At 73.0% G+C, this 14,533-nt stretch carries 11 protein-coding genes; 2 read left to right on the top strand and 9 right to left on the bottom strand.

Annotated features, from left to right (window positions below; all coding sequences use genetic code 11):
- Positions 1-26: 26 nt before the first annotated feature.
- Complete coding sequence (locus tag O7611_RS28855) at positions 27-938, bottom strand: PASTA domain-containing protein (RefSeq protein ID WP_269697898.1); 912 nt, start codon at positions 936-938, stop codon at positions 27-29.
- Positions 939-1,035: 97 nt separating this feature from the next.
- The gene (locus O7611_RS28850) at positions 1,036-1,707 is read right to left on the bottom strand and encodes a PASTA domain-containing protein (RefSeq protein WP_228531852.1); all 672 of its coding nucleotides are present in this window, start codon (positions 1,705-1,707) and stop codon (positions 1,036-1,038) included.
- 103 nt (positions 1,708-1,810) lie between these two features.
- Between O7611_RS28850 and O7611_RS28845 the strand changes: the two genes are divergently transcribed.
- Positions 1,811-3,286 (top strand): hypothetical protein, encoded by a 1,476-nt coding sequence (locus tag O7611_RS28845; RefSeq protein ID WP_269697897.1) that lies wholly within the window; start codon positions 1,811-1,813, stop codon positions 3,284-3,286.
- Between the two features lie 166 nt (positions 3,287-3,452).
- Here O7611_RS28845 and O7611_RS28840 read toward each other — a convergent pair whose 3' ends face one another.
- Both O7611_RS28840 and O7611_RS28835 read right to left on the bottom strand, forming a co-directional pair.
- Entirely contained in the window at positions 3,453-4,931 is a 1,479-nt protein-coding gene (locus O7611_RS28840; protein ID WP_194800240.1) for a glutamate--cysteine ligase, read from the bottom strand.
- Between the two features lie 253 nt (positions 4,932-5,184).
- Complete coding sequence (locus O7611_RS28835) at positions 5,185-5,766, bottom strand: YceI family protein (RefSeq protein ID WP_262012862.1); 582 nt, start codon at positions 5,764-5,766, stop codon at positions 5,185-5,187.
- Positions 5,767-5,867: 101 nt separating this feature from the next.
- Here O7611_RS28835 and O7611_RS28830 point away from each other — a divergent pair, with 101 nt between their 5' ends.
- Entirely contained in the window at positions 5,868-6,359 is a 492-nt protein-coding gene (locus O7611_RS28830) for a MarR family winged helix-turn-helix transcriptional regulator (RefSeq protein ID WP_194800242.1), read from the top strand.
- Between the two features lie 268 nt (positions 6,360-6,627).
- Here the strand turns inward: O7611_RS28830 and O7611_RS28825 are convergent, their stop codons facing one another.
- From O7611_RS28825 to O7611_RS28805, 5 genes are all read right to left on the bottom strand, one after another.
- The gene (locus tag O7611_RS28825; RefSeq protein WP_194800243.1) at positions 6,628-9,159 is read right to left on the bottom strand and encodes an ATP-binding protein; all 2,532 of its coding nucleotides are present in this window, start codon (positions 9,157-9,159) and stop codon (positions 6,628-6,630) included.
- 102 nt (positions 9,160-9,261) lie between these two features.
- On the bottom strand, positions 9,262-10,410 hold the full coding sequence (locus O7611_RS28820; RefSeq protein ID WP_194800244.1) for an acyl-CoA dehydrogenase family protein: 1,149 nt from the start codon (positions 10,408-10,410) through the stop codon (positions 9,262-9,264).
- Positions 10,411-10,502: 92 nt separating this feature from the next.
- Complete coding sequence (locus O7611_RS28815) at positions 10,503-12,035, bottom strand: acyl-CoA carboxylase subunit beta (protein WP_064448130.1); 1,533 nt, start codon at positions 12,033-12,035, stop codon at positions 10,503-10,505.
- Between the two features lie 190 nt (positions 12,036-12,225).
- Positions 12,226-13,146 carry a hydroxymethylglutaryl-CoA lyase gene (locus O7611_RS28810; protein WP_194800245.1) on the bottom strand — a complete coding sequence of 307 codons (921 nt, stop codon included), beginning with the start codon at positions 13,144-13,146 and terminating at the stop codon, positions 12,226-12,228.
- A 25-nt stretch (positions 13,147-13,171) separates the two neighbouring features.
- Positions 13,172-14,509 carry an acetyl-CoA carboxylase biotin carboxylase subunit gene (locus O7611_RS28805; RefSeq protein ID WP_269698178.1) on the bottom strand — a complete coding sequence of 446 codons (1,338 nt, stop codon included), beginning with the start codon at positions 14,507-14,509 and terminating at the stop codon, positions 13,172-13,174.
- Positions 14,510-14,533 lie beyond the last annotated feature (24 nt).

Raw genomic sequence — 14,533 nt, 5'->3', positions numbered from 1 at the left:
CGCCGGCCAGGGCGTCTCGGTGATCGTCAGGGCGTCGTGGTCGTCGCCGGGGCGGAGCCCGGGGTGCTCGGGCCGCTCGTCGGTGGCGCGGGTACGGCCACCACGATCGTGACCCGTTCGTCCTCGCCCACCGGGTAACCGGCCTCGGGATCGGTGGAGATCACCGTGCCGGCCGGGCGATCCGACGCCCGCCGCTGCACCCGGTAGTCCAGGTCCAGCCGGTCGAGCGCCGCCCGGGCGGCGGCCTCCGGCAGCCCCACCAGCGGTGGCATCGGCACCTCGGCCGGGGCGGTCGTGGCCGGCGCCGTACTCGGCGGTGAACTGCTCGGCGCGGCGCTGGTCGGGGCGGCGCTCGTCTGCGCCGAGATGCTCGGCACCGGCGGGCCCGGATCGGAGTTCCGGTCGGCGGCACGCAACGCCAGCCACACCCCCACCCCGATCAACCCGAGCAGGAGCAGCGCCAGGATGCCCAGCAGGATCGGCATCCACCAGCGGCGCCCGGCCTGCTCGTCGCCGTAGTACTCGCCGCCGGGCTCGGGGTAGCCCGCCGGACGCGGTGGAGGTACGCCGGCCCGCCCGGACCAGGCACCCACCGGTTCCTGCGCGGCGGTCGCGTCGAGCGGGCGGCGCGGGCCACCCGGCCCTTCCGGGCCCGCCTGTCCTGCCGGGCCGCCGGGCAACGGACGGGCGGCGTCGCCCGCGTTCCGCGGCATCGCGCGGGTCGCCTCCACGTCCTCCTCGCCTGCGTTCCTCGGCAGCGCCCGGGTCGCGTCCGCGTCGTGCCCGGCCGCGTCCCGGGGCATCGCGCGGGTGACGTCGGCGTCCTCCCCGGCGGCGTTCCTCGGCATCGCCCGCGTGGCATCCGCGTCCGGCTCGGGAGGCAGCGCCCGGGTCGCGTCCGCGTCACCGGCGGGTGGTTCCTGACGGTCGTCGCTCATGGCACGTCCTTTCCCCACCGGGACGGGGCGCACGGCCCTCGATCGTCCACCGTAGCGGGCCACGGCGACACCGGCCGGGATCAGCGCGCCGCGCCGGTCAGAGAGTCGGCGACGGGGAGACCGTCGGCGGCGTGGACGCCCGGTCCCCGCAGGTGAGGGTCACCTGGTCGTTCCACCGGGCGGTACTGCCGGCCACCGGCACCTGTGCCGTGACCGGACCCTGCCGGCCGGTGGCGTACCGGGGATAGAGGCCCGCCTCCACCAGATCGTCTGCCGCGTCGGAGCAGGACAGCATGCCCACGTCCGGCACGCTCACGGCCGGCGCCGGCCCGGAGACCCACACGGTGACAGTGGTGCCGCGCTTCACCGGAGTGCCCGGAGCCGGTGAGGCGCGCTCCACGGTGCGTCCGCTGCCCGTACCGAAGACCAGTCGCCAACCGAGGCGGCGCTCGCGCAGGTCCCGGCGGGCCTGCTCGAAGTCGACGCCCACCACCTCGGGCACGGTGAGCCCGGCCGGGGCGCTGGTGCGCGTACCGGATGATGGGGCGGCGGTGGTCGGCGGCGCCGTGGTCGGGGAGGCCGATGTGGACGCGGCGGCGGGCGGAGCGGAGTCGCCGGGCGCGGCCGAGCGCTCCGGCTCACCGGCGAGGATCCACCCGACGCTGGCGCCGATCACGGCCAGCAGGACCACTGCCACACCACCACCGAGGAGCAGCCTGCCCCGCCCCGGCCCGGTGCCGTCGCCCGCCGGTTGCCGCTCGTCCGTCATGCTCCCCCGCCCGATCATCGACGACCGTATCCCTTGCTCACTGACGGTCACGGCCAGTCGTTACGACTCGCCGCGCCGACCACGGGACGTTACGCTCCCCGGCATGGTCAGACGGGGCTGGGGAGGATCGACAGCCGCCGCGCTCGGCGTCGCCGCCGGCGCGGGCGCCGCGCAGCTCGGTTTCGGGTACGGGCTGGGCATCATCAACTGGGTGCCGGACGGCGCGGTACGGGCCGAGGCGGCCTGGGTGGCGAGCCTCGCCTGGGCGACCTGGATCGCGGCGACATCGGTCATCGTCGGTGCGGTCTGCGCCCAGCGCCTGCGTGGTGGCACCGACGAGTCGCCGGGCACGCTGCCCCGGCTCGGCCTGGCGCTCGCCGCGGGTGTCGGCGCGATCGTCACCGTCCTGCTGGTGGCGGTACCCGCGCGGGCGGCCCGGGTGCCGGACGTCTCCTCGCCGCAGGCTGTCGCCGCCGCGTACGCGGGCGCGGGGCTGGTGCTCGGCGTACTGCTCGCCGTCTGGGCGCTGCACACCCGCGCCGCCGCCACCAACCTGATCGCCACCACCGGCTGGCTCTGGCTGCTCGCGGTGGTGTCGGTGGTCGACGGGGTGGTCGCCGGCCGTGGCCTGACCACCGCTCAGCTCGGGATCTGGCAGATCAGCGCGGACCGTGGCGCGTTCTGGATCCGCGACTACTTCTACTGGCCCGGGGCGCTGCTGTCGGTGCTCTCCGCACTGGTGATCGGCCTGGTGGCGGCCCGTCGAGCCGCCCGCGCACCGGAGATCCGGGTCGGCGCGGCAGCCTCCGGGGCGGCCGGACCGCTGCTCGTCGCGCTGGCGTACCTGCTCGCCGTGCCGCGCCTGGCCGGGATCGCCGCGGAGCAGTTGTCGGCCCACCTGATCGCCCCGTACGCGGTGATCGCCGGTGTCGGCGGCTCGATGGTGATGGCCGCGCTGGCCCAGCGTGCCGAGCGCCGGAGCGCCGAGCGGGTGACACTGCCCCGCCAGCGCACCGGCGAGCCGGACGAGATCAGCGGGGATGCCTCGCCCACCACCGCTGAACCGGACGGGCCGGACGGGCCGTTGCCGGGCAGCTCGACGTCGGGCCGATCAGGCGCGGCGCCATCGAAGCGGGCGGGCACGTCGACGGCAAGCGTGTCGGATTCGGCCTCGTCGGACGCGTCGGCCGGCGCGCTCCGGGATGCGGCAGTGGACGACGAGCCAGGCGTGGCGTCCGTCCGGACGGAGACGGATCGGGGACGTGCCACCCGGTCGACCGCCGGCCGCCGAGGCCGGGCCGTGCCACCGCAGCGGCAACCCGAGTCACCCACGCAGGCCGGCTCGCACGACAAGGGCTCACCCGCCGACGACCCGAACCCGCGAAGCACGACGGCCGCGTCGCAGGACGACTCCTCGTCCTCGACCCGCTCGTCGGGCCGGACCGGTTCCTCGTCCCCAACCGGTTCGTCAGGCCAGACCGGTTCCTCGTCCCCGACCGGTTCGTCAGGCCAGACCGGTTCGACGGACCAGGCCGACCCGCCGCCGCCCACCGAGACCACCCGCCGCCGTGGTCGCTGAGACCCCACCCGCCCAGCCCGCACGTCACCTCGGCCGCTGAGCCACCCGCACGCCCGCATCGATCTTGGAGTTGTGGCACCTCACAAAACTCCCATTCGGGATATTCAAGGCGCCGCAACTCCAAGATCGACGAGGCGCGGAGGGCCGGGGTGAGGGCGGCAGGGGACTAGTCGACCGGCCAGGTGTGGACGGGCTCGTTGCCGCGCTGGAGTTCGGCGTACCGCTGGACCATGTGGTGCAGCGCGGCCTCCCGGTCCAGCCCCCGGTTCCGCTCGGCCGTCCACACCGTCTCGGTCTGCCAGACCGCGCCGTTGCGGCCGGTACGGCAGCGGCCCTCGATCACGCCGAGCAGGCGGTCCCGTTCGGCCGGGGCGACACCGAACCGGTCCAGCCCCTGCGCGGCCACCGGCAGCAGCGTGTCGAGCACGAGCGTGGTCACCGGCACGTCGCCGAGCCGGGGCCAGTGCAGGACCGCCTCGATGCCGCGCCGGGCGGCGGCGTGGAAGTTCTCCTCCGCGGAGCTGAACGTCAGCTGGCTCCAGATCGGACGGTCCGACTCGGCGAGGCCGCGGGCCAGCCCGAAGTAGAACGCCGCGTTTGCGAGCATGTCCACCACCGTCGGGCCGGCGGGCAGCACGCGGTTCTCCACCCGCAGGTGCGGGCGGTCGTTCATGATGTCGTAGACCGGTCGGTTCCAGCGGTAGACGGTGCCGTTGTGCAGCCGCAGCTCACCGAGTTTGGGCACACCACCGGCGTGCAGCACCTCGACCGGGTCCTCCTCCTCGCAGATGGGCAGCAGCGGGGGGAAGTAGCGGACGTTCTCCTCGAACAGGTCGAAGATCGAGGTGATCCAGCGCTCGCCGAACCACACGCGGGGGCGTACGCCCTGGGCCTTCAGCTCGTCCGGGCGGGTGTCGGTGGCCTGCTGGAACAGCGCGATCCGGGTCTCCGCCCAGAGTTGCCGGCCGTAGAGGAACGGCGAGTTGGCGCCGACGGCGACCTGCACGCCGGCGATGGCCTGGGAGGCGTTCCAGTAGTCGGCGAAGCTGTCCGGCGCGACCTGGAGGTGGAACTGGAGGCTGGTGCATGCGGCCTCCGGCGCGATCGAGTCGGTGTGCGTACGCAGCCGCTCGACGCCGTTGATGTCCAGCTCGATGTCCTCGCCGCGGGCGCCGACGATCTGGTCGTTGAGGACGCGGTACCGCTCGTTGGTGGAAAGGTTGTCCGCGACCAGGTGGCGTTCGGTGAGCGTGGGCAGGATGCCGACCATCATGATCGTCGCGTCGGACTTGGCGGCCCGCTCGTCGGCGCGGCTGAGGCTGCTGCGCAGGTCCTGCTCGTAGTCGGCGAAGCCGCTGCCCTCGATGAGCCGGGGCGAGGCGTTCAGTTCGAGGTTGAACTGCCCCAGCTCGGTCTGGAACAGCGGGTCGGCGATGTCGGCGAGGATCTGGTCGTTGCGCATGGCCGGTTCGGCGGCGGCGTCGATCAGGTTCAGCTCGATCTCCAGCCCGGTCATCGGGCGGTCGGCGTCGAAGCCGAAGTCGTCGAGCATCAGCGCGAAGACGTCCAGGCACCGTCGGACCTTCTGCCGGTAGCGGACCCGATCCTCGCGGGAGAAGGCGCCCTGCTCGACGTCTGTGCCCATGTGTCCTCCCGGCGCTGGTGCGACGGAACCGTACCGTTCCGCAACGCATTGTGAACCATTCGCGTGGTGGGCGTAAGTGCGCCCGCCCCGCCACCCGGCTGGACGGGCGACAGGTCTGCACCTGTACCCCGTCGCGGCCGTCACCAGCGCGTCAGTGCGGAGAACTTCGCGTGACGATTCGCACCGCCAGGCGTACGCGAGAAGGGCCCGCACCGTCGGCGGACGGTGCGGGCCCCACGGGCCGGTGCCGGGCTCAGCCCTGGCGGATGGCCTCACCCTCGATCTCGATCTTGACCTTGCGGCCGACCAGGACGCCGCCGGTCTCCAGCGCCACGTTCCAGGTCAGACCGAAGTCCTCCCGGTCGATCTCGGTGGAGGCGGAGAAGCCGAAGATGTCCTGGCCGAACGGGCTGCGGCCGACGCCCTCGAACTCCACCTCGAGCTCGACCTGGCGGGTCACGCCCTTGATGGTCAGCTCGCCGACGAGCACGAACTCGTTGCCGTCGCGGGACTTCACCTCGGTGCTGCGGAACTCCAGCGTCGGGAACTGCTCCGCGTCGAGGAACTCGGGGCTGCGCAGGTGCGCGTCGCGGTCCGCCTGGGCGGTGTTGATGCTGGCCGCCTGGATGCTGGCGGTGACCGTGGACTGCATCGGGTCGTCGGCGACGGTGATGGTGGCGGTCGCGTCGGCGAACTCACCGCGTACCTTGCTGACCATCATGTGCCGCGCGACGAAGCCGACACGCTTGTGCGCGGCGTCCAGCACGTAGGTGCCGGGAGCGGGGATGGTGAGACCCTCCCAGTCGCGGGTAGTCGGCTCGGTGCTGCTGGTCATGATGCTCTCCTCCGGAGAAGAATGTTTAGGAGCCCAACGACTGACTGAGCAACTATAGTCATAGCAATATTCCCCGTGTCAAGTGTTGCTAGGATGGTGGCGTGGACCAGAACGTGTTCGACGACCCCCGGATCACTGCCGTCGGCCTGCTCGTCGAGGCGCACGCCGGGCTCGCCGCCCGGTTCGCCGCCCAGTTCGAGGAGCACGGCCTCTCCCCGGTCGAGTTCGAGGTGCTGACCCGGCTCGCCCGCTCACCCAACAACCAGCTGCGGATGACCGACCTGGCCGCGCAGACCTCACTCTCCACCAGCGGCGTGACCCGCGTGGTGGACCGGATGGAACGGGACGGGCTGATCTGCCGGCGTGCCTGCCCGTCCGACCGGCGCAGCTCCTTCGCGGTGGTCACCACTGCCGGACTCGGCCGCCTGGACGACGTCCTGCCCGGTCACCTGAAGATCATCGAGCAGTGGTTCACCAGCCAGCTCGACCCGGCACAGCTCGACGGGCTGCTGGACGGGCTGCGCCGGGTACGCGACGCGGTTCATCCGGGTGCCACCGCCGGCAGCACCGAACCGGCCGAGGACGCCGCCTGACCGGACGTGCTCAGCCGCCGACTACCCACCGGTCACCGGCAGAATGACCGGCAGAACCGCCCCAACGGCCGGACAAAGCGGTCTACATACTCACGAATCGATCGTTCGGCCTCGGTAGTCTTCCGGCAGCGGGGGGCACCGGGGGGTGCTGGCGCGAGCGTGGAGCGAGGGGCAGCACCAGGGGGCTACTTCGCTCGCGCCACCCCCGCGCCCTCCGCCTCCCAGTGCCCCGCCGACAGGCCGGCGACCGCCGCGGCGTCGTCGACGTTCATCGCCGCCGTCGGGCCGAAAGGGAGAACAGCAACTCCTCCTCCTGCGGCAGCAGGCTGACGCCTGTCACCTGCCGCGCCGTGTCCAGCCGGTCCAGCACGGCCGGGTCGGCGGTACTGACCGCCAGCCCCACCAGCGCCTCCACCAGATCCCGCCGGTCGGCGACACCCTCCGCCGCGTCGGCGGTCGCGGCGAACCACTCCGCCGCCACCTCCCGGTCTCCCCGGCGCAGCGCCACGTGCCCCTCGATCAACCCGCGCAACGCGTCCTCGGTGCGCACGTCCCCACCCGAGCCGGGCAGGTCGAGCATCTCCACAGCCGGTGGCCGGCGCCGGCCCGGCACCGCGCCCGACGGCCACAGCTCGGCCACCGTGGCCAGCGCCTCGTCCGTACGCCCGGCGTGGGCGAGGGCCAGCCCGACCGCGCCGATCGTCCGGCGCCGCCGCCCCGGATCGCCCAGCTCCGCGAGCGCGGCCGCCACCCGGCGCCCCTGCTCGGCCGCCTCGGCGTACCGGCCCTCCAGGCGGGTCAGCTCGGCCTGATCGGCCCGCGCCAGCACACGCAGACGCTGGTCACCGCACTGCGCCGCCAGGCGATCGACGGTGGCCAGCCGCCGCCGGGCGCCGGCCAGCCGAGCTTCCCGTACGTCGTGCCAGGTCAGGTGCGCCTGGGCGACGGCCATCTCGCGTACCCGGTGGTGCCGGGTGGCCGCCGCGAGCGCGGCCTCGGCCTGCTCGCGGGCCTCGTCGTGCGCGCCGAGCCCGGGCAGGAGCGCGCAGAGCACGGACCGGGCGGACAGTTCGCCTGTCACGTCGCCCGCCTCGGTGAAGACGACCAGGGCGGCCCGCACGCCCGGAAGTTCCTCCGCGCCCGCGCCGTGCTCGGCGGCGAGCCGGGCCGCGCCGAGCATCGCCCAGGCGCGCAGCGTGGGCCGGGCACCGGCGGTACGCGGATCGGCCAGCAGTTCCCGCAGCCGGCGCCGGCCGGAGACGTCCCGCCCGCGCAGCCGCCACCAGCGGGGCAGGGAGGCGGCGAGCAGGAGCGCCGTCTCGGGCGCGTGCTCGGCGGCGTACGCCAGCGCCGCGGTGATGTCGCTCGTCGCCTCGTCGAGCACGCGCACCGCGTCGGCCATCCGCGGACCCACAAGCCCCGGCGCGGTGCGGTGGACCAGCCCGGCGACCACCGCGGCGTGCCGCATCCGGATACGGGCGGTCTCGCCGTCGGCGTCGGCCTGCTCCGCGGCGAAGTCACGGACCGCGTCGAGCAGGCGGAACCGGAACGGGCCGGTGCCCCGGACACTCAGCAGGCCCAGCTCGCGCAGCCGGTCCAGCATCGGCGCGGCGTCCCACCGCCGGCCGCCGTCGGCGAGCAGATCCTCGGCCAGCTCGACCGACCAGCGGTTACGGAACGCGGACAGCCGCCGCAGCGCCGCCCGGTCGGCGGGCGCGAGCAGGCGGTAGCTGGTCGCCACCGCGTCGCGCAACGTCACCGTACCGGCGGACGGACCGGCGGGTTCCCAGCCGGGGCGTCCGCCGGTCAGGTCCAGGACACGGTCGCCGTAGCGGTCGAGCAGCTCGGTGACGTCGAGGATGCGTCCCCGTGCCGCCATCAGCTCGATGGCGAGCGGCAGTCCGCCGAGCCGGCGCACGAGCGCGGCGAGCGCCGGCAGCTCGACCGGGGCCGGCGGTTCCGGGCGGACCTGGGCGAGCCGCGCGGCGAACAACGCCGCCGCCGGCCAGCGGTCCAGGTCGGCCCGGTCGGCGGGTACGACGCCGGGGGGCGGTACGTCGAGCGGCGCGACCGGCCGGACCAGCTCGCCGGGCAGGCCGACCGGACGGCGGCCGGTGACAAGCACCCGCAGCGTCGGCACGGCGGCGGTCAGGACGCGCAGCGCCTCGGCCACCGCCCCCGGCGCCCGGTCGACGGCGTCGACGAGCAGCAGCGCCCGCCGGTCGCCGATCCGGCAGGACAGGTCGGCCAGCCGGTTCACGCCGAACATCGACGCCGACGCGGCGAGCACGTCCGGGGTGTCCGAGCCCTCACCCACGAGCACCCCGGCCACGCCCGCCGGGTGCCGGGCCGCCACCGCGTGCGCGACGGTGACGGCGAGCGCGGTCTTCCCCACGCCCGCGAGTCCCACCAGGCTGACCACCGGGTACGCGTCGAGCAGGCCGGACACCTCCGCCACGTCCCGCTCGCGGCCGACCAGCGGTACGGGCTGCGGCAGCGCCACCGGCGGATCCTCGGTGCCGGGGCCGGAAGGGCGGGACGCCGCCGGCCGGGCGGTGTCGACGAACTCCCGCCGCTCGTCCCCGCTCAGGCCGAGCGCGTCGGCCAGCAGGTCGACAGTGGTGCGCTGGGGCCGTACGGCCCGTCCTCGTTCCAGATCGCGGACCGTCCGTACGCCAACGCCGGCCCGGCCCGCCAGCTCGGCCTGGGTCAGGCCGACGGCGAGCCGGTGCCCGCGCAGCAGATCGGACAGACCGGTACGACCGCCTGTGCCCCGCGCACGGTCATGATCCGGAGTCATGGGCACGAAGATTACGGATGGACTCCGACGCTCCACAGCCCATCGTCAACCACCCGACCGTCCACTGCCGATATCCGACAGGACACGGTCCGGGGGCCGTCCTCACATGCCGAGGTCGCGCGCGATGATCATGCGCTGCACCTCGCTGGTGCCCTCTCCGATCTCCAGGATCTTGGAGTCCCGCCAGAAGCGGGCCACCGGGTACTCGTTCATGAAGCCGTACCCGCCGTGGATCTGCGTCGCCTCGCGGGCGTTGTCCACCGCCACCGTACTGGCGTGCAGCTTCGCGATCGCCGCCTGACGCTTGAACGGCTCACCGGCGAGCATCCGGGCAGCCGCGTCGTAGTAGGCAAGCCGGGCCGTGTGCGCCTTCATCTCCATGTCCGCGATCTTGAACTGGATGGCCTGGTAGTTGCCGATCGGCTGGCCGAACGCCTGACGCTCCTTGGCGTACTTGATCGACTCGTCGACGCAGCCCTGGGCCAGGCCGACGGCGAGCGCCGCGATGGCGATCCGGCCCTCGTCCAGGATGCGCAGGAACTGGGCGAAGCCCCGGCCGCGCTCGCCGAGCAGGTTGGCCGCCGGCACCCGGCAGTCGTCGAACGTCAGCTCGTGGGTGTCCGACGCGTTCCAGCCCACCTTCGAGTAGCCGGGCGCGACGGTGAAGCCGGGCGTACCCGACGGCACGATGATCGTGGACAGCTCCTTGCCGCCGTCCGGCCGCGTACCGGTGACGGCGGTGACGGTGACCAGCGCGGTGATGTCGGTACCGGAGTTTGTGATGAACGCCTTCGAGCCGTTGATGACCCACTCGTCGCCGTCCAGGACCGCGCGCGTCCGGGTGCCGCCCGCGTCCGAGCCGGTGCCCGGCTCGGTGAGCCCGAACCCGGCCAGCGCCTCACCGCTGAGCAGCTTCGGCAGCCACTGCACCTTCTGCTCCTCGGTACCGAAGCGGTAGATCGGCATCGCGCCGAGCGACACCGCCGCCTCCAGCGTGATGGCCACGCTGGAGTCCACCCGGGCCAGCTCCTCCAGTGCGAGGCAGAGCGCGAAGTAGTCGCCGCCCATGCCGCCGTGCTCCTCCGCGAAGGGCAGCCCGAACAGGCCCATCTTGCCCATCTGACGGACGATCTCGTACGGGAAGGTGTGCTGCTCGTAGTGCTCGGCGATGGTGGGCGCGACCACCTCGCGGGCGAACTCCCGCACGCTGGAGCGCAGCGCCTCCTGTTCGTCGCTGAGCCGGAAGTCCATCTGATCCTCCTGGTGGGACGGCGGTACGGACGGGCCGGGCGCTCGTGACGCCGGTGCGTGGGTCGGTCGGACCCGGGGCGGGCGTGGGTCGGTCAGACCGGGGTGACGCCGTGTCGGCGCCGGGAGAAGTGCCGCTCCTTGCCGCGCGCGGCGGCGAACCGGCGGACCAGCTCGGCGCGCAGCTCGTGCGGCTCGACGATGGCGTCCACCACCAGCTCGCTGGCGAGCCGGACGACGTCGATGTCGCGCTCGTACTCCTCGCGCTTCGCGGCCACGAACGCGGCCCGCTCGGCCTCGTCGGAGATGGCGGCGATCTTGTTGGCGTAGACCGCGTTGACGGCGGCCTCCGCGCCCATCACCGCGATCTTCGCGGTGGGCAACGCGATCGTGGCGTCCGGCTCGAAGCCGGGACCGGCCATCGCGTAGAGACCGGCGCCGTACGCCTTGCGGACCACCACACAGATCTTGGGTACGGTCGCCTCGGAGATCGCCGTGATCATCTTGGCGCCGTGCCGGATGATGCCCTGCTTCTCCACCGCGCTGCCGACCATGAAGCCGGGCACGTCGCTGAGGAACAGCAGCGGCACGTTGAACGCGTCGCAGAGCTGCACGAACCGGGTCGCCTTGTCGGCCGAGTCGACGAAGAGCACGCCACCCTTGAACATCGAGTTGTTGCCGACCACGCCGACGACCTCGCCGTTCAGCCGGCCGAACCCGATGGTCAGCTCCTTGGCCCACAGCGCCTGGATCTCGAAGAAGCTGCCGGAGTCGAGCAGACCCTTGACGTACCGGCGCATGTCGAACGCCTGCCGCTCGCTGGCCGGCACCAGCGCGGCCAGGTCGGCCTTCTCCGGCGCGTCCACCGCTTCGGCGGCGGGCGGGTCCTGCTTCCAGTTCGACGGCAGGTACGACAGGTAGGTCCGTACCACGTCGAGCGCGTCGTTCTCGGTCTTGCAGAGGAAGTGACCGACGCCGGACTCGGCGCAGTGCACCTTGGCGCCGCCCATCGCCTCCAGCGTGGTCTTCTCGCCGGTGACCATCTCGACCATCCGGTCGGAGCCGAGGTACATGCTGGCGTTGCCGTCCACCATGGCGACCACGTCGCAGAACGCCGGGATGTACGCCCCGCCCGCCGCGCTCGGCCCGAACAGCGCGCACACCTGCGGGATCGAGCCGGAGGCGCGGACCTGGTTCCAGAAGATCTTCCCGGCGCCGCGCCGACCGGGGAACAGGTCGACCTGGTCGGTGATCCGGGCCCCGGCCGAGTCGACCAGGTAGACCATCGGCACGCCGGTCGCGTACGCCCGCTCGATGATCCGGATGATCTTCTCGACGGTACGCGCGCCCCAGCTGCCGGCCTTGACCGTGGAGTCGTTCGCCATCAGGCAGACCTGGCGGCCGTCGATGGTCGCGGTGCCGGTGACGACGCCGTCGGCGGGCAGCCCGTCGGCCATCGCGTTGGCGTAGAGCCCGTCCTCGACGAAGGAGCCCTCGTCGACCAGGTAGGCCACGCGCTCGCGGGCGAACAGCTTCCCCTTCGCGGCGTTCGCCGCGTGGTACTTGTCCGCACCTCCGGCGCGGGCGCGCTTGCGTAGCTGCTCCAGAGCCTCACCGTCGAGCGTCACGCCGACTCCCGTTGCCACGGCCCCCGCACAGGGCGCCCACCGACCTGAACGATCGTTAGGCTACCCCACCGCCGCCCTCTCCGGCGACCCGCTCCTCGCCCCCCCCACCCATTCACTCCCGTGATCAAGGAGTTTGCGTCCTCCACGCGGCCGAATGAGGACACAAACTCCTTGATCAACGCGGAAACGGTCAGGAGGGGAGGGGGGTCAGGCGGGTACGGGGGCCGGCCCGGAGGACTCCGGACGGGAGCTTCTTGCCCACCAGGGTCTCGGCCAGCTCGGCGGCAGCGATCAGGGCGTCCAGGTCGATGCCGGTGTCGATGCCCATGTCGTGCAGCATGTGCACCGCCTCCTCGGTGGCCAGGTTGCCGCTGGCACCCGGCGCGTACGGGCAGCCGCCGAGGCCGCCGACGCTGGCGTCGAACTCGGTGACGCCCAACTCCATCGCGGTGAGCATGTTCGCCAGGGCGGTACCCCGGGTGTTGTGGAAGTGCAGCAGCACCGGCAGGTGGGCGTTACGGTCCCGGACCGCCGTGACCAGTTCGCGGACGCGCCGGGGCGTACCCATGCCTGTGGTGTCGCCGAAGGCGACGCGGTCCGCGCCGTCGCGGGCGACGCGGTCGACGATCGCGGCCACCCGGCGGGGGTCCACGTCGCCCTCGTAGGGGCAGCCGAAGCTCGTCGCCACGATCACCTCGGCGGTGGCGCCCGCGCCGTGCAGCAGGTCGATCAGCTCGGCGATGTCGTCCAGCGACTCGTCGGTGGAGCGGTTGACGTTGCGGCGGTTGTGCGTGTCGCTGGCCGAGACCACCACCTCGATCTCGGTGAAGCCCGCAGCCAGCGCCCGCTGCGCGCCACGGGTGTTCGGCACCAGGGCGGAGTAGCGCACGCCGTCGACCCTCTCCGCCCGCTGCCACACCTCGTCGGCGTCGGCCATCTGCGGGATCGCCTTCGGGTGGACGAAGGAGACCGCCTCGACGCGCCGTACCCCGGTGCGGGACAACGCGTCGAGCAGCCGCACCTTCGCGTCGGTGGGGATGGGCTCCTCGTTCTGGAGGCCGTCGCGGGGACCGACCTCACGGATGCTCACCGAGTCTGGAAGTTCCGCCATCAGATTCACCTCACTGGGTCGAAGGTCAGCGCATCCGGGAGACGATGCCGGTGTCGTAGTCGCCGGAGAGGAACTCCGGGTTCTCCAGCAGCTCGGCGAAGAACGGCAGGTTGCACTTCGGGCCGACGATCTCGAACTGGGCGACCGCCGCCCGCGCCCGCTCGACCGCCTCCTCGCGGGTGTCGCCGGTGAGGATCAGCTTGGCCATCAGGCTGTCGTAGAACGGCGTGACGGTGTTGCCGGCGACGTAGCCGGAGTCGACCCGCACGCCGGTGCCGGACGGCTCGTTCCAGGTGGCGATCGCGCCCGGGCCGGGCATGAAGCGCTTCGGGTCCTCGGCGTTGATCCGCAGCTCGATGGCGTGACCGCGCGGGGTGAGCGCGTCCGGGTCGAACGTCGGCGCCAGGCCGGACGCCACCCGCAACTGCTCCTCGACCAGGTCGACGCCGTAGACGTACTCGGTGACCGGGTGCTCGACCTGCAGCCGCGTGTTCATCTCCAGGAAGAAGAACTCCTGCGTCGAAGGATCGAGCAAGCACTCGACGGTGCCCGCGTTGCGGTAGTTCACCGCCTCGCCCGCTCGTACCGCCGCGGCCAGGAACCGCTCGCGCAGCTCGGGCGAGACCGCCGGGGACGGCGACTCCTCGACCAGCTTCTGGTTGCGCCGCTGCACCGAGCACTCCCGCTCGCCGAGGGCCACCACCCGGCCGTCGGCCAGGCCGAGGATCTGCACCTCGACGTGGCGCACCCGGGGGAAGTACCGCTCGATCAGCACCGACCCGTCGCCGAACATCCGCTCGGCGAACGCGCGGACCTTGTCGTACTCGGTGCGCAGCGCCGCCTCGTCGGCGGCCACGCCCATGCCCATGCCGCCGCCGCCCGCCGCGGCCTTGACCATCACCGGGTAGCCGATCTCCGCGGCGGCCGCGACCGCAGCGTCCAGGTCGCTCGCCGGTTCGGTGGTGCCGGGCGCGACCGGCACGCCGGCCGCCGCCATCAGGTTCCGGGCGTTGATCTTGTCGCCCATCGCGCTGATCGCATCGGCGCCGGGCCCGACCCAGATCAGGCCGGCCCCTTCGACGGTACGGGCGAAGTCCGCGTTCTCGGACAGGAAGCCGTAGCCGGGGTGGATCGCCTCCGCGCCGGTGCTGCGGGCGGCGTCGAGGATCGCCTCGACGTTCCGGTAGCTCTGGGCCGGGTTCGCCGGGCCCACGCAGACCGCCTCGTCGGCCTCGGTCACGAACGGCAGCGCGGCGTCGGCCTCCGAGTGCACCGCGATCGTCCGGATCCCGAGCCGCCTACCGGTGCGAATGATCCGCCGCGCGATCTCCCCCCGATTCGCGACCAACAACGATTCGATCATCTTCTGCACGGACGTGACCCCTTC

This window comes from Micromonospora sp. WMMC273 (genome assembly GCF_027460285.1).
Taxonomy (GTDB): Bacteria; Actinomycetota; Actinomycetes; order Mycobacteriales; family Micromonosporaceae; genus Micromonospora; species Micromonospora aurantiaca.
The sequence above is the reverse complement of the archived record's forward strand: the minus strand, read 5'-3'. Positions and strand labels throughout refer to the sequence as shown.